At 70.4% G+C, this 19,179-nt stretch carries 17 protein-coding genes; 7 read left to right on the top strand and 10 right to left on the bottom strand.

The window, feature by feature from the left end; all coding sequences use genetic code 11:
- Positions 1-54: 54 nt before the first annotated feature.
- The 8 genes from CXP56_RS02380 to CXP56_RS02350 form a co-directional block, all read right to left on the bottom strand.
- Entirely contained in the window at positions 55-1,515 is a 1,461-nt protein-coding gene (locus CXP56_RS02380; protein WP_286899532.1) for a glutamate synthase subunit beta, read from the bottom strand.
- The gene (gene gltB, locus CXP56_RS02375) at positions 1,508-6,079 is read right to left on the bottom strand and encodes a glutamate synthase large subunit (protein WP_286899530.1); all 4,572 of its coding nucleotides are present in this window, start codon (positions 6,077-6,079) and stop codon (positions 1,508-1,510) included. The genes CXP56_RS02380 and gltB overlap by 8 nt, the downstream gene beginning before the upstream one ends.
- Positions 6,080-6,667: 588 nt before the next feature.
- On the bottom strand, positions 6,668-8,494 hold the full coding sequence (locus tag CXP56_RS02370; RefSeq protein ID WP_286899528.1) for an AMP-dependent synthetase/ligase: 1,827 nt from the start codon (positions 8,492-8,494) through the stop codon (positions 6,668-6,670).
- A gap of 342 nt (positions 8,495-8,836) precedes the next feature.
- Entirely contained in the window at positions 8,837-9,283 is a 447-nt protein-coding gene (locus CXP56_RS02365; RefSeq protein ID WP_156899145.1) for a hypothetical protein, read from the bottom strand.
- A 131-nt stretch (positions 9,284-9,414) separates the two neighbouring features.
- Positions 9,415-9,822 carry a hypothetical protein gene (locus tag CXP56_RS02360; RefSeq protein WP_028847173.1) on the bottom strand — a complete coding sequence of 136 codons (408 nt, stop codon included), beginning with the start codon at positions 9,820-9,822 and terminating at the stop codon, positions 9,415-9,417.
- Complete coding sequence (locus CXP56_RS18965; protein WP_342665100.1) at positions 9,819-9,953, bottom strand: sigma factor-like helix-turn-helix DNA-binding protein; 135 nt, start codon at positions 9,951-9,953, stop codon at positions 9,819-9,821. Before CXP56_RS18965 ends, CXP56_RS02360 begins: the two co-directional genes overlap by 4 nt.
- Positions 9,950-10,357 (bottom strand): RNA polymerase sigma factor, encoded by a 408-nt coding sequence (locus CXP56_RS02355; RefSeq protein ID WP_353744523.1) that lies wholly within the window; start codon positions 10,355-10,357, stop codon positions 9,950-9,952. Before CXP56_RS02355 ends, CXP56_RS18965 begins: the two co-directional genes overlap by 4 nt.
- A gap of 77 nt (positions 10,358-10,434) precedes the next feature.
- A complete protein-coding gene (locus CXP56_RS02350) occupies positions 10,435-11,055 on the bottom strand; it encodes a TetR/AcrR family transcriptional regulator (RefSeq protein ID WP_028847172.1) in 621 nt (206 codons plus the stop codon).
- Positions 11,056-11,145: 90 nt separating this feature from the next.
- On the opposite strand from CXP56_RS02350, the gene CXP56_RS02345 reads away from it, so the two are divergent.
- Both CXP56_RS02345 and CXP56_RS02340 read left to right on the top strand, forming a co-directional pair.
- Entirely contained in the window at positions 11,146-12,114 is a 969-nt protein-coding gene (locus tag CXP56_RS02345) for an oxygenase MpaB family protein (RefSeq protein ID WP_286899525.1), read from the top strand.
- Between the two features lie 13 nt (positions 12,115-12,127).
- Positions 12,128-13,156 carry an LLM class F420-dependent oxidoreductase gene (locus CXP56_RS02340; RefSeq protein WP_286899524.1) on the top strand — a complete coding sequence of 343 codons (1,029 nt, stop codon included), beginning with the start codon at positions 12,128-12,130 and terminating at the stop codon, positions 13,154-13,156.
- 40 nt (positions 13,157-13,196) lie between these two features.
- Here CXP56_RS02340 and CXP56_RS02335 read toward each other — a convergent pair whose 3' ends face one another.
- The gene (locus CXP56_RS02335; RefSeq protein ID WP_286899521.1) at positions 13,197-13,718 is read right to left on the bottom strand and encodes a methylated-DNA--[protein]-cysteine S-methyltransferase; all 522 of its coding nucleotides are present in this window, start codon (positions 13,716-13,718) and stop codon (positions 13,197-13,199) included.
- A 115-nt stretch (positions 13,719-13,833) separates the two neighbouring features.
- Between CXP56_RS02335 and cobA the strand changes: the two genes are divergently transcribed.
- Positions 13,834-15,081, top strand: coding sequence for a uroporphyrinogen-III C-methyltransferase (gene cobA, locus CXP56_RS02330; RefSeq protein WP_286899518.1), 1,248 nt, complete (start codon positions 13,834-13,836; stop codon positions 15,079-15,081).
- Between the two features lie 70 nt (positions 15,082-15,151).
- On the opposite strand, the gene CXP56_RS02325 is transcribed toward cobA, so the two are convergent.
- Positions 15,152-16,000, bottom strand: coding sequence for an alpha/beta fold hydrolase (locus CXP56_RS02325; RefSeq protein WP_038044816.1), 849 nt, complete (start codon positions 15,998-16,000; stop codon positions 15,152-15,154).
- A gap of 709 nt (positions 16,001-16,709) precedes the next feature.
- Here CXP56_RS02325 and CXP56_RS02320 point away from each other — a divergent pair.
- The 4 genes from CXP56_RS02320 (at position 16,710) to ftsR (ending at position 19,145) form a co-directional block, all read left to right on the top strand.
- Positions 16,710-17,369, top strand: a complete 660-nt coding sequence (locus CXP56_RS02320) for a CDP-alcohol phosphatidyltransferase family protein (RefSeq protein ID WP_028847166.1) — start codon at positions 16,710-16,712, stop codon at positions 17,367-17,369.
- A 47-nt stretch (positions 17,370-17,416) separates the two neighbouring features.
- Positions 17,417-17,803, top strand: a complete 387-nt coding sequence (gene gcvH / locus CXP56_RS02315) for a glycine cleavage system protein GcvH (protein WP_028847165.1) — start codon at positions 17,417-17,419, stop codon at positions 17,801-17,803.
- A gap of 116 nt (positions 17,804-17,919) precedes the next feature.
- A complete protein-coding gene (gene garA, locus CXP56_RS02310; protein WP_028847164.1) occupies positions 17,920-18,369 on the top strand; it encodes a glycogen accumulation regulator GarA in 450 nt (149 codons plus the stop codon).
- A gap of 8 nt (positions 18,370-18,377) precedes the next feature.
- Entirely contained in the window at positions 18,378-19,145 is a 768-nt protein-coding gene (gene ftsR, locus CXP56_RS02305; protein ID WP_038044781.1) for a transcriptional regulator FtsR, read from the top strand.
- Positions 19,146-19,179: the final 34 nt, after the last annotated feature.

The raw sequence follows: 19,179 nt of genomic DNA, 5'->3' as shown, positions 1-19,179 counted from the left end.
ACGGCCCGCCGACGCCGTTGTCGGCGGGCCGTTGACCGGGGGCCCGAGCTCCGCTCAGGCGATCGGGCGGTCGGTGGGCTTGATCGGCGCAGGCAGGATGTCCCGCCCGGTCAGGTAGGCGTCCACGCCCGCGGCTGCCGCCCTGCCCTCGGCGATCGCCCACACGATGAGCGACTGACCACGGCCCATGTCACCGGCACTGAACACGCCGTCGACGTTGGTCTGGAAGTCCGGCCCGCGCGCGACATTGCCGCGCTCGTCGAACTCCACGCCGAGATCGGTCAGCAGCCGGCTCTTCTCCGGGCCGACGAAGCCCAGCGCCAGCGTGACCAGCTGCGCGGGCAGCTCCCGTTCGGTGCCGGGGATCGGCTCGAACCGGCCGCCGACGCGCTCGACCTCGACCACCTGCAGACCGCGCAGCTTGCCGTGCTCGTCGGTGAGGAACCGTTGCGTGCTCACCGAGTACAGCCGCTCGCCGCCCTCCTCGTGCGCCGACGAGACCCGGTAGATCATCGGGTAGGTCGGCCACGGGTGGGCGTCCGACCGCGTCTGGGGCGGCTTGGGCATGATCTCCAGCTGGGTCACCGAACGCGCGCCCTGCCGGTGCGCGGTGCCCAGGCAGTCGGCGCCGGTGTCCCCGCCGCCGATGATCACCACGTCCTTGCCCTTGGCCGAGATCGGCGAATCCGCCAGCTTGCCTGCGGCGACCCGGTTGGCCAGTGGCAGGTATTCCATCGCCTGGTAGACGCCCTCGGCGTCGCGCCCGGGGATGGGCAGGTCCCGCCACTGAGTGGCGCCTCCGGCCAGCACCACCGCGTCGTACTGCGCGCGCAGCTCGTCGGCGGTGATGTCCACACCGACCTCGACCTCGGTGACGAACCGGGTGCCCTCGGCCCGCATCTGCTCCAGCCTGCGGTCCAGCCGCCACTTCTCCATCTTGAACTCGGGGATGCCGTAGCGGAGCAGGCCACCGATGGCGTCGGCGCGCTCGAACACCGTCACCGCGTGCCCGGCTCTGGTCAGCTGCTGGGCAGCGGCCAGCCCGGCTGGCCCCGAACCCACCACCGCGACCGTCTTGCCGGTGGTCGTGGCCGGCGGCAGCGGGCGCACGTACCCGGCTTCCCACGCCTTGTCGATGATGGACAGCTCGACCCGTTTGATGGTCACCGGATCGTCGTTGATGCCCAGCACGCATGCCGACTCGCAGGGCGCGGGACACAACGCGCCGGTGAACTCCGGGAAGTTGTTCGTCGCGTGCAGCCGCTCGATGGCCTCTGCCCAGTTCTGCTTCCAGACCAGCGTGTTCCAGTCCGGGATGAGGTTGCCCAGCGGGCAGCCCTGGTGGCAGAACGGGATGCCGCAGTCCATGCACCGGCCCGCCTGCTTCGGCAGCTTGTTGGCGATGTAGTCGCGCGGGTCCTCGTAGACCTCCCGCCAGTCCTTCAGCCGGAGCGTGACCGGACGCGTGCCGGGAAGCTCCCGGCGCGTGGTGAGGAATCCCTTCGGATCAGCCATGAGCCGCCTCCATCACAGCCTCGTCGATGTCCCGACCGTCGCGCTCGGCGGCAGCCTTGGCGGCGAGCACGCGCTTGTAGTCCTTCGGCATGACCTTGCCGAACCGCTGCACCTCGGCGTCCCAGTCGGCCAGCAGCGCACGGGCCACCGCGGAGTCGGTCTCCGCGAAGTGCTTGCTGACCGCCTCGTGCAGGAACGCGATGTCCTCCTCGTCCAGCGGGTCGATGTCGACCATCTCCATGTTGACCCGGTGCTTGTACGCGGCCAGGTCGTGCACGTAGGCGATCCCGCCGGACATACCGGCGGCGAAGTTGCGGCCGATCCGGCCGAGCACCACCACCCGGCCACCGGTCATGTACTCGCACCCGTGGTCACCGACGCCCTCCACCACGGCGGTGGCGCCGGAGTTCCGCACGCAGAACCGCTCGCCGACCAGGCCACGCAGGAAGATCTCCCCGCTGGTGGCCCCGTAGCAGATGACGTTGCCCGCGATCAGGTTCTTCTCCGCGGCGAACTGGGCGCCGGGGTGCGGGCGGATGACGATACGGCCGCCGGAGAGCCCCTTGCCCACGTAGTCGTTGGCGTCGCCGTAGAGCCGCAGCGTGACGCCGCGCGGGATGAACGCGCCGAACGACTGGCCCGCGGTGCCGGTGAAGGTCACGTCGATGGTGTCGTCCGGCAAACCCTCGCCGCCCCAGCGCTTGGTGACCTCGTGCCCGAGCATGGTGCCGACCGTGCGGTTGACGTTGCGCACCGGCAGCTCGAGCTTGACCGGCCTGCCCTCGTCGAGCGCACCCTGGGACAGCTGGATGAGCGTGTTGTCCAGCGCCTTGTGCAGCCCGTGATCCTGCGGCCGCTGCTGGTTGCGCAGGCCGGCCGGGGCGTTGTCCGGCACGTGCAGGATCGGCGACAGGTCCAGCCCGGCCGCCTTCCAGTGGTCGACGGCCTTGCGGGTGTCCAGGTACTCGGCGTGGCCGACCGCCTCGGCGATCGAGCGGAAGCCGAGCGCGGCCAGGTACTCGCGTACCTCCTGGGCGATGAACTCGAAGAAGTTCACCAGGTACTCGGCCTTGCCGCTGAACTTGGCGCGCAGCTTCGGGTTCTGCGTCGCCACGCCGACCGGGCAGGTGTCCAGGTGGCAGACCCGCATCATCACGCAGCCGGACACCACCAGGGGAGCGGTGGCGAAGCCGAACTCCTCGGCGCCGAGCAGCGTGGCGATGATGACGTCCCGGCCGGTCTTCAGCTGGCCGTCGGTCTGCACCACGATCCGGTCGCGCAGCTTGTTGTGCAGCAGCGTCTGCTGGGTTTCCGCCAAGCCGAGCTCCCACGGGCCGCCCGCGTGCTTGATGGACGACAGCGGGGAGGCGCCGGTGCCGCCGTCGTGCCCGGAGATCAGCACCACGTCGGCATGCGCCTTGGCCACGCCTGCGGCCACGGTGCCCACGCCCACCTCGGAGACCAGCTTCACGTGGATGCGGGCCGCCGGGTTGGCGTTCTTCAGGTCGTGGATCAGCTGCGCCAGGTCCTCGATCGAGTAGATGTCGTGGTGCGGCGGCGGGGAGATCAGGCCGACGCCGGGGGTGGAGTGCCTGGTCTTGCCGATCCACGGGTACACCTTGGCGCCGGGCAGCTGCCCGCCCTCGCCCGGCTTGGCGCCCTGCGCCATCTTGATCTGGATGTCGTCGGCGTTGACCAGGTATTCCGACGTCACGCCGAACCGGCCGGAGGCGACCTGCTTGATCGCCGAGCGACGCTCGGGGTCGTACAGCCGCTCCGGGTCCTCGCCGCCCTCTCCGGTGTTCGACTTCGCGCCGAGCCGGTTCATGGCGATGGCCAGCGTCTCGTGCATCTCCTTGGAGATCGAGCCGTAGGAGATGGCGCCGGTGGAGAACCGCTTGACGATCTCGGACACCGGTTCGACCTCGTCGATCGGCACCGGCGGACGCACCCCGGTCTTCAGCTCGAACAGGCCGCGCAGCGTGCCCAGTCGCTCGGACTGGTCGTCGACGGCCTTGGTGTACTCCTTGAAGATCTCGTACTTGCCCGCGCGGGTGGAGTGCTGCAGCTTGAACACCGTCTGCGGGTTGAACAGGTGGTACTCGCCCTCGCGCCGCCACTGGTAGTCACCGCCGGGCTCCAGCTCGCGGTGGCTGGCCCGGACCCCGTCCGGCGGGAAGGCCAGCCGGTGCCTGCGCGCCACCTCTTCGGCCAGCACGTCGAACCCGACGCCGCCCAAGCGCGACGTGGTGCCGGTGAAGCAGGTGTCGATGACCTCCTTGCCGAGGCCGAGCGCCTCGAAGATCTGCGCCCCGGTGTAGGAGGCGACGGTCGAGACGCCCATCTTGGACATCGTCTTGCGCACACCCTTGCCCAGCGCCTTGATCAGGTTGCTGGTGGCGCGCTCGGGGTCGACGTCCGGGCCCAGCTCGCCGCGCTCGGCCATGGCCTCGGCCGTCGCCATGGCCAGGTACGGGTTGACCGCCGCCGCCCCGTAGCCGATCAGCAGCGCGATGTGGTGCACCTCGCGGGCGTCGCCCGCCTCGACGACCAGGCCCACCTGGGTGCGCAGCTTCTCGCGCACCAGGTGGTGGTGCACCGCGCCGGTGAGCAGCAGCGACGGGATCGGCGCCAGGTCCTTGGTGGCGCCGCGGTCGGACAGGACGATCAGCCGGGCGCCGTCACGGATGGCGGTGACGACGTCGGCGCAGATCTCCTTGAGCTTGGCCTGCAACGCCGCTCCGCCGCCGCGCACGTCGTACAGACCGCGCACGGTGTAGGACTGGAACTCCGGCAGGGTGCCGTCGTCGTTGGCGTGCACCAGTTTGGCCAGCTGGTCGTTGTCCAGCACCGGGAACGGCAGCACGATCTTGCGTGCGTGCCGCGGGTCGGCGGACAGCAGGTTCGGCTCGCTGCCCACCTGGGTGCTCAGCGACGTGACCAGCTCCTCCCGGATCGCGTCCAGCGGAGGGTTGGTGACCTGGGCGAACAGCTGGGTGAAGTAGTCGAACAGCAGGCGCGGCCGGTCCGACAGCGGGGCCAGCGGCGCGTCGTTGCCCATCGACCCCAGCGGCTCCGACCCGGTCCTCGCCATCGGCCCCACCAGGATCGACACATCCTCCTGGGTGTAGCCGAACACCTGCTGGCGCTGCACCAGCGACGCCTGGCTGGGCGTGCCTTCGCGGGTGCGCCCGGGCAGCTCGTCCAGGTGCAGCATCCCGGTGGTCGGGTGCTCCAGCCACGCCTGGTACGGGTGCTCGGCGGCCAGCTGGCCCTTGACCTCGTCGTCGTCGATGATGCGGTGCTGCTCGGTGTCGACCAGGAACATCCGGCCCGGTTCCAGCCTGCCCTTGCGGACGATGGTGGCCGGGTCGACGTCCAGTACGCCGACCTCGGACGCGGCGATGACCAGGCCGTCCTCGGTGACCCAGTAGCGCGCCGGGCGCAAGCCGTTGCGGTCCAGCACCGCACCGATCTGGGTGCCGTCGGTGAACGCGACCAGGGCGGGCCCGTCCCACGGCTCCATCATCGTGGAGTGGAACTGGTAGAACGCCCGCCGCGCCGGGTCCATCTCCTCGTGGTTCTCCCACGCCTCGGGGATCATCATGAGCACCGCGTGCGGCAGGCTGCGGCCGCCGAGGTGCAGCAGCTCCAGCACCTCGTCGAACGAGGCCGAGTCGCTGGCGCCCCTGGTGATGATCGGGAAGATCCTGGACAGGTCGCCGGAGAACAGGTCGCTGGCCAGCGTCGACTCGCGCGCGTCCATCCAGTTCCGGTTGCCGCGCAGCGTGTTGATCTCGCCGTTGTGCGCGATGTACCGGTACGGGTGCGCCAACGGCCAGGACGGGAAGGTGTTGGTGGAGAACCGGCTGTGCACCAGGCCGATCGCGCTGACCATGCGCTCGTCGCTCAAGTCGACGAAGAACTTCTCCAGCTGCGGCTCGGTCAGCATGCCCTTGTAGACGATGGTGCGGCTGGACAGGCTGGGGAAGTACAGCCCGATGCCGCCCTTCGGGTCGCTGTCCGCGCACGCGTGCTCGGCACGCTTGCGCACCACGAACGCCAGCCGCTCCAGGTCCATCCCGGTCACCGCCGGGTCCTGCGGGGCGAGGAACACCTGCCGGAACGTGGGCATGGTGGAGGCGGCGATCCGTCCGACGTGCCGATCGTCGATCGGCAGGTCACGCCAGCCGAGCACACGCATGCCTTCCTCGGCCGCGATCCGCTCCACGGTCTGGACGACCAAGCGGCGGGCGGCGTCGTCGGTGGGCAGGAACGCGGTGCCGACGGCGTACCGCCCGGCGGGGGGCAGGGCGAAGTCGACGACGGCACGGAAGAACTCGTCGGGCACTTGGATGAGCAGGCCGGCGCCGTCGCCGGTGTCCGGTTCGGCACCCCGTGCTCCGCGGTGCTCGAGGTTCTTCAGCGCGGTCAGGGCCTTGCGCACGATCGAGTGGGAACGGCGGCCGGTGAGATCGGCGACGAAAGCGACACCGCAGGCGTCGTGCTCGTACGACGGGTCGTACAGACCGGCCTGCTGAGGGCCAGGGGTGTGGTGGGACACGGCTGGCTGTCCTTCCGTGTGGTGTCAGCGCCGTGCAGGTATGTTGGGCCGATCCGGTGAAGCTGTCACGGTCGGGTAACGGCGAACCTGCCCGGTGCGATGGTCGGCTCGTAGACGATCGCGCCAGTGCGAACAGATGAGCGGGACATCGGCCGGCACCGCACTGTGCGGCCTCGAACATGGAGGAAATCGGCGCACCACGATGTGCGCGAGACGGCGCACCACGATGTGCGCGCGAATCAGACCGGCGGTGGCTTCGCTGTGCGAAGTCGCGGTCGCGTCACGCCCGGGGTCACCGGGAGTTCAGTTACTTTACGGTGAACTTCTGCTCCCGCGAAAGCCCCACCGGAAACACGTGTGAAATTTGTTGTGCTTCTGGCTGTGCCGACGGCGGCGGTGAACGCTGGGGTGACGTGCCGTGCGCCGCGGCGTTTGCGCAGCTCAAACGTGAACAGTACGCGACGGTTGGGCAACACGAAACGGGCCGGCGAGTGGTGTTGCGCACTCACCGGCCCGTCGGCATGACGACCGCCCGCGCTGCTCGGCGTCCCCGGCCGGTGGCCGGCCGGACGCCACCGCCGCGGCCGGTCAGTCGTAGAGGTCGTCCAGCAGGTCCCGGTACTTCTGCTCGACCGCCTTGCGCTTGAGCTTCAGGCTCGGCGTCAGCTCGCCCTCTTCGACGGTCAGGTCGTGCGGCAGGATGACGAACTTCTTGATCGTCTCCCACCGGTTCAGCCTGCTGTTCAGCTCGTCGATGTACTTCTGCACCATCTCGCGGGCCTGGTCGGAGGTCACGATCTCGGCGTAGCTCTTGCCCGCCATGCCGTGCTGCTCCGCCCACTCCTGGATGGCCTCCGGGTCCAGCGTCACCAGCGCGGAGACGAACTTGCGGCCCTCGCCGTGCACCACCAGCTGCGCCGCGTACGGGCAGATGGCCTTGAACTGGGCCTCGATCGCCTGCGGGGCGACGTACTTGCCGCCCGAGGTCTTGATCAGGTCCTTCTTCCGGTCGGTGATCCGGACCTTGTTGCCGACCAGCTCGCCGATGTCACCGGTGTGGAACCAGCCGTCCTCGTCGAGCACCTCGGCGGTCAGGTCCGGCTGGTTGTGGTAGCCGCGCATCACGCCGGGGCCGCGCATCAGGATCTCGCCGTCGGAGGCGATCTTGATCTCGGTGCCCGGCAGCGGCGGGCCGACCGTGCCGATCTGCTGGTCGTCCGGGCGGTTGACGCAGCTGGCGCCGCTGGTCTCGGTCAGGCCGTAGCCTTCCAGAATGGTCAGCCCCGCGGCGTCGAACCACTCGGCGATGTCGTTGTTCAACGCGGCCGAGCCGGAGATCAGGTAGCGGATGCGGCCGCCGAACCGTTCCCGCAGCTTGGTGAACACCAGCTTGTCCGCGATGGCGAACTGCAGCTGCAGCGGCTTGGGCACCGGCTTGCCCGCCCTGCGCAGGCGGGACACCTTGATGCCCACCCGGAACGCCCAGTCGAAGATCTTGGCCTTCAGGCCGCCCTCGTCGTGGGTCATGGTGGTGACCCTGGCGTGCACCTTCTCGAAGATCCGGGGTGCCGCGCCCATGAAGGTCGGCTTCACCACGCCGAGGTTGTCCACGATCTTGTCGATCCGGCCGTCGACCGCGGTGGCGAACCCGATCTCCGCCTGCGCGCACAGCAGCACCTTGCCGAACACGTGCGACAGCGGCAGCCACAGGTATTGCAGGTCGTCCTCGGTCAGCAGGTTCAGGGCCCGGATGGCGGCGCCCTCGTAGCTCCAGCAGTCGTGCACCAGCCGCACGCCCTTCGGTCGGCCGGTTGTGCCCGACGTGTAGATCAGCGTGGCGAGGTGGTCAGGCGTCAGCGCGGACACCGTCTTCTCCACGGCGTCCGGGTTCTCCTTCAGGTACTCCTCGCCCTTCTTCTCCAGGTCGGCGAGCGAGATCACCCAGTCGCCGTCCGGGGTGCCGTCGAACGTGACCACCTGCTGCAGGTCCGGCAACTTCTCGCGGTGCCTGCGCACTTTGGCGATCTGCTCGTCGTCCTCGGCGAACAGCACCCGGCTGTTGGAGTCGGCCAGGATGAACTGGACGTCCTCGCTCCCGGTGGTCGGGTAGACGGTGGTGGTCGCCCCGCCGGCGCACATGATGCCCGCGTCGGCCAGCACCCACTCGTAGCGGGTGGTCGACGCGACGGCGACCCGGTCCTCGGTCTGCAGGCCCAGCGCCAGCAACCCGGCAGCGATGCGGTTGACCCGCTCTCCGACCTGGTGCCAGGTCACCGACTCCCACCGGTCACCGACCGGGTAGCGGAACGCCTCGCGATGCGGCGTGCTTGCCACCCGGTCGAGAAACACCCGTGCGGCCGACGGTGCACGGTCGGCCAGCGTGGCGGACTGCTCGCCCACGGTGTGCTGGGTCATCCGGTCTCCTCCTCGGTACGTCCGCGAACGGACTGCCAGACGCGGTCAGGCAGCAGGCGCGTCGCGTCGGCGTCGAACCTGTGCTCGTTCGTCCCCGGCCCGAGCCGGCCGCGGGCGTGGTGGCCGGGTGACTGGTTCGAACCTTAGTGCCCCAGTATCGCGCCCAGGCAGATCGACGAGATCCGCTGAACGCAATGTACGCCCGCAGCCGGGACCCCGTCGGCTGGGCACCGGTCCGGGGAACTGGAACGTTCATCGTGCCGAAGATCATCGCGAAACGGCCCGCAGAAAGGAAGCTGCCGCCGCACGGCACGACGTGCGGCGGCAGCCGGATCGGCAGGGTCAGCGCCCTGATCGCTCTGCCTGTTCCGTGTCCCGGTCGAGCTTGCGCTTGGCCTCCTCGATTTCCTGCTCGAGTTGCGCGCGCCTGCGCTGCTTCGCGGCAGGCTCGTCCGTGCGCAGTTCCTCGAGCTGGCTGGCCTTCTCGGCCTGGGCACGCAGGGCCAGTTCCCGCTCCAGCTTCCCGATCACGGCCTGGATCTCGGCGCGGCGTTCCGTCACGCGGGGCTCCCCGTCGTCGATCTGCTCGAGCTCGAGACGCAGCATCCCGAGGCGGTCTTCGAGGAACGTTCCGGCACTGACGGCGGGCGCATACACGTCCGGGTCACGCACCAGCCGGGCAGCTTGGGTTTCGCTCAGGGCCACGAACTCGACATCCTCGTCGCACAGCGACGGCGCGTGGGCACACGCCTTGTGCTCGTGCACGCCGAGCTGCTCCCCGTTCCGCACGACTATCACCCGGACGAGGTAATCGCTCCGGTGGACTCCTTTCCAGTAGGAGTCCTGCGTGAGCCGGTCGCCGTGATATGCGCCGCTGCCCGGATCGGACCTGCAGGAGACCGGCAAGGTGGGCGGATTGGTCAGCGAACACGGGTTGATTTCGTACAGCACGCACCGGGAGCGTCGTCGACCTCGTACGTGATGAGCCCGGTGTCGTCGATGGCCACGGTGGACGTCACCTCGGCGCCCGGCAGGTAGCGCGGCAACAGCTGCGCCAGCGACTCGCCGGCCTTCTCGACCTCGCCACGCACCACGTCTCCCGCTGCAGCCTGCAGCCGGGCAGGCCCGGGCTCCTGCTGCCCGGCAAGGGAGACGGCGCCGACACTTCCCGCGACCACGACGGCCGCAGTCGCTGCCGAGGCCATCATCGTGCGCCTGCGGCGCGCCCTGCGGCGGGCGGTCGCGATCAACTCGTCCGTGCTGAACCCGAGCGGCGGCTCGGCGGTCACCGCAGCCCGCATGCCTTCACGCAGCGCGTGCTCGGTCATGACGCCCTCCTGGCCAAGCTCGGTGTCGACTCCATCCGGTCGAGCACTTCACGCAATCGCGTCAGCGCGCGCGACTGCTGGCTTTTCACGTTGCCTTCCGAACAGCCCAAGACCTCCGCCGTCTCGCTCACGGACAGTTCTTCCCAGAACCGCAGCACCAGCACAGCCCGTTGCCGGGGGGCAGCTCCGTCATGCCGCGCAGCACGCGCTCCCGGTCGACCAGCCGCTCGCCGTACCCGTCGATGTCCACCGCGGGATCGGCCTGATCGGGCAGCTCGCCGTCGCCCGACTCGGTCCGGCGCCATGGCCTGCGCTTCTCGTCCAGCCAGCAGGTGAGCACCGCGCGCCGTGCGTAGTTGCCGACGCTGCCGCGGCGCTGCATCTTCGGCCACAGCCGGTACAGCTTCAGCAGCGCGTTCTGCACCAGGTCCTCGGCCAGGTGCCAGTCGGCGCACAGCAGGTAGGCGAATCTGCGCAGCGTCAGCACCTGGTTCTCGGCGAAGTGCTGGAACTGCGCCTCCAGTTCCGCCTTCATGCACCCCCCTCTCGACCCGCCCCCGGGGTCAGCAGGTTCGTTCGATCTCGTGCCGCCCTTTCTCACGGGCCGGGCCGCTACGAGGTTGCATCCGGCGGCGAGGCAGCGGCGACGAGCATGCCGACGGCGTGTTCGATCAGGCGTTCCCGCGGCACGTCCAGGCTGCCGTCCAGATAGCTGATGAACAGGTACGTGAGTGCGCCGATCAGCGACGTGGCGGTCAGCTCGCGGTGGACGTCGTCATAGCCGTCCGGCAGCCGGTCACGGATCATCGCGGTGAAGGTCGGGAGCAGTTCCGCGCCGCGCTTGTTCAGCGCGGGTTCGGTGATCGGCACCAGCAGCAGCACGGTGCCTTTGCGCGGGTCGTCGATGAGCAGCTCGACGAACGCCCGCACCGCCGCCCTGGCCTGCTCCTCGGGGTCGGTGTCCGCCACGCGGGTCACCGCATCGAGGATGGCCTGGCGTGCCGACTCGGCCACGTGCTCGTACACCGCCAGCATCAAGGCGTCGCGGTCGGCGAAGCTTTCGTAGAAGTACCGCTCGGTGAGCCGCGCGGTCCGGCACACGGCACGCACGGTGACCGCCGTGCTGTCCCCGCCCCCGAGCAGTTCGATCCCGGCTTCGACGAGCCGCCTGCGCCGGTCGGCGCGCCGGTCGGCCAGGGTCGTCCCGCCCCAGGTACGCGTGGCGTTGGTCATCCCGTCCCACTGAGTCGTGTGATCAATTGACTGCCGGTGTTGTCACATCGTACAGTGACAACGATCGTTTTCAGTTGGAGGACGGTTCCGATGACCACGGACGCTGCCCGCGGTGAGCGTGCCGCGCAGGCCGGCAGGACCACCGGGCCGAAGCCGCTCGGCCCGGATTCGCTGACCTGGCAGGTCTTCGGGGACTGGCGTGGGCTGCTGCAAGCGCTGTGGGCCGGGTCGATGCAGAACATGCATCCGCAGCTGGGAGCGGCGGTGGCCCAGCACTCGACCTTCTTCGACGAGCGCATGCCGCGCCTGTTCCGCTCGCTGTACCCGATCGGGGGAGTGGTCTTCGACGGGGACCGGGCGGTCGAAACCGCTCGCCAGGTGCGCGGTTACCACGACCACATCAAGGGCGTCGACGAGCGCGGCCGCCGCTACCACGCGCTGTCCCCGGACGTCTTCTACTGGGCGCATGCGACGTTCTTCGTCGGCACCATGCTCACCAAGGAGTACTTCTGCGGCGGTATCACCGAGGCCGAGCGTCGGCAGCTGTTCGACGAGCATGTGCAGTGGTACCGGCTGTACGGGGTGAGCATGCGGCCGGTTCCGGGCAGCTGGGAGGAGTTCCAGGAGTACTACGACCACATGTGCCGGAACGTGCTCGAGCCGCATCCCACGGCGCTGGCCGTGCTGGACCTGTCCGGCTTGGACAAGCCGCCGCAGCTGGCGGGGCTGCCGGACGGGGTCTGGTCGTGGCTGCGCCGGCACATCGAGAAGCGCTACGTGTGGCTGACCGTCGGCATGTATCACCCGGCCGTCCGGGACAAGCTCGGCTTCACCTGGTCCGACCGCGACGAGCGGCGGCTGCGCGCTTTCGGCCGCTGGGTGGACCGGGTGTTCCGCTTGCTGCCGAAGCGCGTCAAGTGGCACCCGAGGGCCTATCACGGGTGGCTGCGCGCGACCGGGAAGCTGCCGCCCGGCACGCCGTTGCCGGAGACCCCGCGCCGCTGGCTGCCGCCGGAGTCCGAACGGGGCAAGCCGTGGCATTACAGCCCGGACGTCTGATTGACTGCCGCCTATGAAGCTCGGCTACCACCTCGGGTACTGGTCGTCCGGCCCGCCTGCGGACGCGGTGGATGCGATCACCACGGCGGAACGGCTCGGATTCGATTCCGTCTGGACCGCGGAGGCCTACGGCTCGGACGCGCTGACCCCGCTGGCCTGGCTGGGGTCGCGGACCTCACGCATCAAGCTCGGCACGAACCTGATCCAGATCTCCGCCCGCACGCCGACCGCCACGGCGATGGCGGCGATGACGATGGATCACCTGTCCGGAGGCCGGTTTATCCTCGGTCTCGGCGTGTCCGGGCCGCAGGTCGTGGAAGGGTGGTACGGGCAGCCGTACGCCAAGCCACTGGCCCGCACCCGGGAGTACGTCGCGATCCTGCGGCAGGTGTTCGCGCGTGCCGAGCCGGTGCGGTTCTCCGGCGAGCACTACCAGCTGCCGCTGCCGGGCGGCACCGGGCTGGGCAAGCCGCTGAAGCCGACCGTGCACCCACTGCGCGAGGACATCCCGATCTACCTCGGCGCGGAAGGCCCGAAGAACGTGGCGCTGGCCGCCGAGATCGCCGACGGCTGGCTGGCGCTGTTCTTCTCCCCGAAGAGCGACGCGTTCTACCGCGCCGCCCTCGCCGAGGGGTTCGCCCGTCCGGGGGCGCGCCGCACCGCCGAGGACTTCGAGGTGGCGGCGTCCGTGCCGGTCATCGTGCACGACGACGTGGAGGCCGCGGCGGACATGATCCGGCCGGTGCTGGCCCTCTACATCGGCGGGATGGGTGCCAGGCAGGCGAACTTCCACAAGGACGTGTTCGTGCGCATGGGCTACGAGGCCGTGGCGGAGAAGGTGCAGCAGCTGTACCTGTCCGGGGACAAGAAGGGCGCGACGGCGGCGATCCCGACCGAGCTGGTGGAGGACGTGGCACTGATCGGCCCGAAGGCCAAGATCAAGGACGAGCTGGCGCGCTGGGAGGAGACCTGCGTGACCACGCTGCTGGTGCAGGGACCGGTGGCCACCCTGCCCGCGGTCGCCGACGTGATCCTGGGCTGACCGGGCACCCGGCGGAGCCAGTCCGCGGCGGGCAGGCCGGCTAGGTCGCGGCGGGCAGGCCGGCGGGATCCCAGTCCAGCGTCGGCGGCAGCGCACCCTCCATGACGAGCAGCCAGCGCTTGACCTCACGCCCGTCGTAGGCCCGGCCGCCGCCCGAGTACCCACCCAGGCCGTCGTGTGCGACCACGCGGTGACAGGGCACGACGATCGGCATCGGGTTGGCGCCCATGATCCCGCCGATGGCCCTGGGGGGCACGCCGGTCCCGCTCAGCTCGGCCAGCTCGCCGTAGGTGACCGCGGTGCCGTACGGCACGCGATGCAGCGCCTGCAGCACTGCGAGCCTGGTGCCGGTGGCGAAGCTCCAGTCGATCGGCAGGTCGAACTCCCGGAGCTCGCCGGTGAAGTAGGCCTCCAGCTGCTCGATCACCCGCAGCGCCAGGCCGGCCGGCTTCGCCACCCGACCGGGTGGCTGCGACCACTCGACGCGGCACAGGCCCCGCTCGGACACCGCGATGCCGAGCGGGCCGACCGGCGTCGTCAGCCCGGCTGTGGTCACCTCCACATGGCGCATTCTGCCCCGCAGCACCGACATCGGCGGAACCGAACGTGGTCGTCAGCGGCATCCGATGTGTGGGACGCCGCGGCGCCATAGGCCCGCGGCACGGCATGCTTACCGCATGTCTGACGCCCACTACCTCGTCGGTCTCGATCTTCGTGGACGCCGGGTCGTCGTGGTCGGCGCGGGCAGTGTGGCGCAGCGACGGCTGCCCCGGTTGCTCCGCGCCGGTGCCGACGTCGACGTGATCGCCCCGGAAGCCACACCGGCGGTGGAGGGCATGGCCGCGGCGGGGGAGATTCGCTGGCACCGGCGCCGGTACGCCGACGGCGACCTGCGCCACGCCTGGTATGCCATCGCGTGCACGGACGACACCCGGGTCAACGAGGCGGTCAGCGCGGAAGCCGAACGCGAGCGGGTGTTCTGCGTGCGGGCGGACGCCGGGCCCGACGGCAGCGCGGTGACACCCGCGACCGGCGAGTTCGACGGGCTGCTGATCGGTGTGCTGGCCGGTGGGAGGCCGCTGCGTTCGGCCGCCGTTCGCGACGGCCTGCTGGAGGCGCTGCGGGAGGGCACGGTGCCCGCCGGCCGGCAGCCCGGCGCGCGGCGGCCCGGTATGGGTGAGGTGATCCTGGTCGGGGGAGGGCCGGGCGATCCGGAACTGATCACCGTGGCCGGCCGCCGCCTGCTGGCCAACGCCGACGTCGTCGTGGCGGACCGGCTGGCGCCCAGGGAGCTGCTGGACGAGCTGCCGCCGCGCGTGGAGGTCGTGGACGCGGCGAAGATCCCCTACGGCCGCGCAGCGGCCCAGGATTTCATCAATGCCACGCTCGTCGAGCACGCCAAGGCGGGCAAGACCGTGGTGCGGCTCAAAGGCGGGGACCCGTACGTGTTCGGACGCGGCTACGAAGAGGTCCTGGCGTGCGCGTCCGCCGGTGTGCCAGTGTCCGTGGTCCCCGGCGTCACCAGCGCGTTCGCGGTGCCCGCGCTGGCCGACGTGCCGGTCACGCATCGGGGAGTGGCCCACGAAGTGGTCGTGGTCTCCGGGCACGTCGGCCCGGATCATCCCTCGTCGTTGGTCGACTGGCGGGCTCTGGCCGCCCTGCGGGGGACGATCGTGCTGCTGATGGCCGTCGAGCGAGCCGGGCAGTTCGCCGACGTGCTCATGGCCGGGGGGCGGGCGCCGGACACCCCGGTGGCCGTGGTCCAGGAAGGCAGTACCGCCCGTCAGCGGGTGTTGCGCACCACGCTCGGCTCGGTGGCCGACGAGATTGCGGCGGAGGGGATCCGTCCACCTGCAGTCATCGTGATCGGCCCGGTCGCGGGCTTGTACGCGGAGCGGGAAGGCGCCGTCGGCGAACGCAGCTGACCCGCGTGGCCGCGGCCGAGGCGTGTCCGGCGGCCGGACAGCAGCGGGGCCAACGACGGGTGGTCCGCGGTCAGACCGCAGGGGAGGCCTGGTGTGCGCCTGCGGCGAATCGCTCGCGGAGGAAGCGCAGGATCTCGCCGGTGAGCCGGTGCGGATCGAACCGCAGCTCGACCGGGCTGCGAGCCTGGACGAACCTCGCCTGCGGCATGTCCCTGGCCAGGGTGTCGGCGTCGCCGAACGGGTGGATCGGGTCCCGGGCGTGACCGATGACCAGCGCGGGAATCCCGATCCGCCGCCGCACGGTGCGTGGCGGCGCGATGCGCTGGAAGAACAGCCCGTGCAGCAGTGCCGCCATGGCCGCGGGCTCCTGCTGCAGCACGTCTGCCACCACGTCCAGCCAGACGTACCCGCGCGGCACCCGCTGCGCCAGTGCCTTCACGGCGTTGACCGACACCGGCGCGAACCGGGCGGCGAACAGCAGGGGAGGAAAGGCCACCAGGCCGGAGAGCACCGCGTTGTCCAGCACCGGCATCTCCACGATCAGGCCGTGCGTGCGCTCAGGGGCGAGCACCGCCGTCTCCAGGCTGACGTTGGCGCCCAGCGACGTGCCGCCGACCACCGCCGACGTCACGTCCAAGTGATCCATCAAACCGACCACTTGCTCGGCGAATGCGGTCATCGAGTACCGCCAGGACTCGGTCGGCCGGTCCGACTCGCCGTGCCCCAGCAGGTCCAGGGTCACGACGTGAAAGCCTTCGCGGGCCAGACGCCTGGCGAGGGGCCGGTGCATCCGGCGGGTGAGCAGGATGCCGTGGGTGAGGATCACCGTGCCCGCACTGCTCGCGCTGTCGCCGTACTCGGTGTAGGCGAGCCGGAATCCGTCGTGCCGGAAGGATCCGTGGACCTCCAGCGGGGCCAGCGCGACCGGTCGCCGGTCGTCCCCGTCCCGGCCGGTCCGCTCGTCACGGCTTGCCCACCTCGCGCCGAAACGCCCCAGGACGTGCACCGGTGACCACCTCCGCGCCCGCTCGACTCGATCATGGTAGGGGCCGCACCGGTCATTCGGCGGCCACGACAGCAGCGGAGACGGTAGCGGATCCGCGTGTGCAGATGGTTCCGCCGAGCGCCGACGGCGGCCCCGAGACACATGTCCAGCCCTCGACGGTGCCTCCGGCCGGGCGGTCCGAGCCGGCCGGCTGACGATCGCCGATCTGCTGGTGGAAGGCCCGCACCAGCCGGGTCGCCTGCGCGCACGAGGTCCGACCGTCGGCGACCATCACCTGCAGCAACAGGCCACTCGCCGCCGTGACGGTCCCGCACTCGCCCGATTCACCGGGCTCCGGCGTCGTCCCGGACGGCTCAGTCGGCCGGCGCGACCGCGATGGAGCGGGCGGCGAGGACGACGGGGCAGCCGCGGACGACCGGGCCGGAGCGGACGGCGGAGCGGGCGAGCCGGCGTCCGGTGCACGGTCGCCGACACCCGTGCATCCGGTCAGCGCCGCCGATGCCGCGGCCAGCAGCGCGGTCAGCGAGCGCCGCGTCCTTCGGCCACCCATCCGGGACTCCTTCCGCCGCGCTGGCCACCGGGCGCGGATCGCGCGGTGCCGTGCCGGCCCTATTGTGAGCGAGTGAGCACCGACCAGCCTGCGAGGCGCGCCGAGCCCGCCGAGGAGCCGTTGCTGCGGCAGCTGGCCACCCTGCCGAACATGATTTCGCTGGTGCGGCTGGCCCTGGTGCCGGTCTTCCTGTGGCTGCTGCTCGGGCCCAGGTGGGACGGACTGGCCATTCTCCTGCTGGTGTTCGCCGGGATCAGCGACTGGCTGGACGGCAAGCTGGCGCGCTGGCTCGGCCAGTTGTCCCGGCTGGGCCAGTTGCTCGACCCGGCCGCCGACCGGCTCTACATCGTCGCGACGCTGCTGGCGTTCCTGGTGCGGGACATCCTGCCCTGGTGGGTGATCGCGGTGCTGGTCGGGCGGGAGCTGACGCTCGGCGTGTGCGTGCTGGTGCTGCGCCGGCGGCGGTTCACCTACCCGGAGGTGACCTACGTCGGCAAAGGCGCCACGTTCGTGCTGATGTACGCCTTCCCGACGTTGCTGTTCATCCAGACCGACTTCGCCGACCCGCTGATCATCGACGTGCTGCGCCCGGTCGGCTACGCGTTCATGATCTGGGGCGGCGTGTTGTACGTGTGGTCTGGTGTGCTGTATGTCGTTCAGACGTGGCTGGCCGTTCGTCACCGGCCGTCGGGCGGGGACGAGCGACCTCGGAATGCCGTTGCCGGGGTGTAGCTGGCACACTCTCGACGGCGCACGGTGATGGCAGAAAGGGAAGGCTCGTGACGGTTCCAGACGAACTGCGCTACACCGAGGAGCACGAGTGGGTCTCCGCGGGCGCGAGGGAAGGCACGTTGCGTGTCGGGATCACCGAGTACGCCCAGGATCAGCTGGGCGACGTGGTGTTCGTCGATCTCCCCGAGACGGGGACCACCGTCACCGCCGGGGAACCGTTCGGCGAGATCGAGTCGACCAAGAGCGTCTCGGAGCTGTTCGCCCCGGTCGACGGCGAGGTGACCGCGGTCAACGAGGCCGTCACGGAGGCGCCGGAAGTGATCAACAGCGACCCGTACGGCGAGGGCTGGCTGATCGAGATCACCCCCGCGGATCCGGCGGCGGTCGACGGCCTGCTGGACGCCGAGGCGTACCAGAAGTTGATCGAGGGCTGACCGGTCGAGCAGGCTGCGTCCAGTTGGGGGGAGTCGTGGTCCGCGAGCAGCCCGGACGCGGTACGTTGTGCAAACACGACCCCAGTCGATTCAGCAGCGACGTGAGGAGAGTCCAGGTGACCACGAACGACGGGCCCGGCGTTCCCCCAGAAGAGGCTCCGGAACGGACCTCGGTCTTCCGGGCTGACTTCCTCGACGAAGGTCAGCCGGAGCCGGCCGCTCAGGAAGCCCAGGTGTCCGGGATCGAGGCACTGCCCCCTGGCACGGCCCTGCTGGTGGTCAAGCGCGGACCGAATGCCGGCTCCCGGTTCCTGCTGGACCGTGACACCACGAGCGCTGGCCGTCACCCGGACAGCGACATCTTCCTCGACGATGTCACGGTGTCGCGCCGCCACGCGGAGTTCCGTCGCGAGGGCGGCGAGTTCGTCGTGATCGACGTCGGCAGCTTGAACGGGACCTACGTCAACCGCGAGCCGGTCGACCAGGCGGTGCTCGCCGGTGGCGACGAGGTGCAGATCGGGAAGTTCCGGCTGGTGTTCCTGACCGGCGGTTCGTCAGGGAGCTGACGGAACCAGTGACGGCGGCAGGTCGCTCAGCGGGCGGAGCGTCGGAACGCGGTCAGCGCGGCGGGCTGAGCATCGGCGCGGTGCTCGCCCAGCTGCGCACCGAGTTCCCCGACGTGACGATCTCCAAGATCAGGTTCCTCGAGTCGGAAGGGCTGGTGCGGCCGGCCCGCACGCCCTCCGGCTACCGGCAGTTCAGCCCGGCCGACGTGGAGCGGCTGCGGTTCGTGCTTGCCGCGCAGCGAGACCACTACCTGCCGTTGAAGGTGATCAAGGACCAGCTCGACGCCGCGGACGGGGCGGGCAAGTCCCCCGCGGAGCTGCCCGCGCTGAGGGCGCCCCGGCGGCTGGTGTCGCTGGCGTCCGGCGCGCCGGGCCCGTCGGCGGAGGACTTCGCGCCGGGCCGTCAGGTGCGGCTGACCAAGGAGGACCTGCTGGAGCGGTCCGGGGTGGACGCCGCCCTGCTGGCCGAGCTCGAGCAGTTCGGGATCGTCCGGCCGGGCCCTGCCGGGTTCTACGACACCGACGCGGTGGAGATCGCCAAGACCGTGCGGGCGATGACCGAGTACGGCATCGAGCCCAGGCACCTGCGGGCGTTCCGGGCGTCCGCCGACCGCGAGATCGGCCTGCTCGAGCAGATCGTGGCCCCGGTGTCCCGGCACCGCGACGAGGCGGCCAAGGCCAGGGCCGACGAGCTGGTCCGGGAGCTGGCGGCGTTGTCGGTGACGTTGCACACGCTGCTGGTCAAGGCCGGCATCCGGAGCGTGACCTCGGGCTGAGGCCGCCACGGCCGCCGGCACAGGTGCCCGCTGG

It is taken from the genome of Thermocrispum sp. (assembly GCF_002919275.1).
Lineage (GTDB): Bacteria > Actinomycetota > Actinomycetes > Mycobacteriales > Pseudonocardiaceae > Thermocrispum > Thermocrispum agreste.
The sequence above is the reverse complement of the archived record's forward strand: the minus strand, read 5'-3'. Positions and strand labels throughout refer to the sequence as shown.

What these genes read in the sequence shown, in the direction of transcription:
- CXP56_RS02380 (WP_286899532.1), bottom strand. Translation starts at nt 1,515, where the DNA reads ATGGCTGATCCGAAGGGATTCCTCACCACGCGCCGGGAGCTTCCCGGC.
- CXP56_RS02370 (WP_286899528.1), bottom strand. Translation starts at nt 8,494, where the DNA reads ATGACCCAGCACACCGTGGGCGAGCAGTCCGCCACGCTGGCCGACCGT.
- CXP56_RS02360 (WP_028847173.1), bottom strand. Translation starts at nt 9,822, where the DNA reads ATGACCGAGCACGCGCTGCGTGAAGGCATGCGGGCTGCGGTGACCGCC.
- CXP56_RS02355 (WP_353744523.1), bottom strand. Translation starts at nt 10,357, where the DNA reads ATGAAGGCGGAACTGGAGGCGCAGTTCCAGCACTTCGCCGAGAACCAG.
- CXP56_RS02350 (WP_028847172.1), bottom strand. Translation starts at nt 11,055, where the DNA reads ATGACCAACGCCACGCGTACCTGGGGCGGGACGACCCTGGCCGACCGG.
- CXP56_RS02345 (WP_286899525.1), top strand. Translation starts at nt 11,146, where the DNA reads ATGACCACGGACGCTGCCCGCGGTGAGCGTGCCGCGCAGGCCGGCAGG.
- CXP56_RS02340 (WP_286899524.1), top strand. Translation starts at nt 12,128, where the DNA reads ATGAAGCTCGGCTACCACCTCGGGTACTGGTCGTCCGGCCCGCCTGCG.
- cobA (WP_286899518.1), top strand. Translation starts at nt 13,834, where the DNA reads ATGTCTGACGCCCACTACCTCGTCGGTCTCGATCTTCGTGGACGCCGG.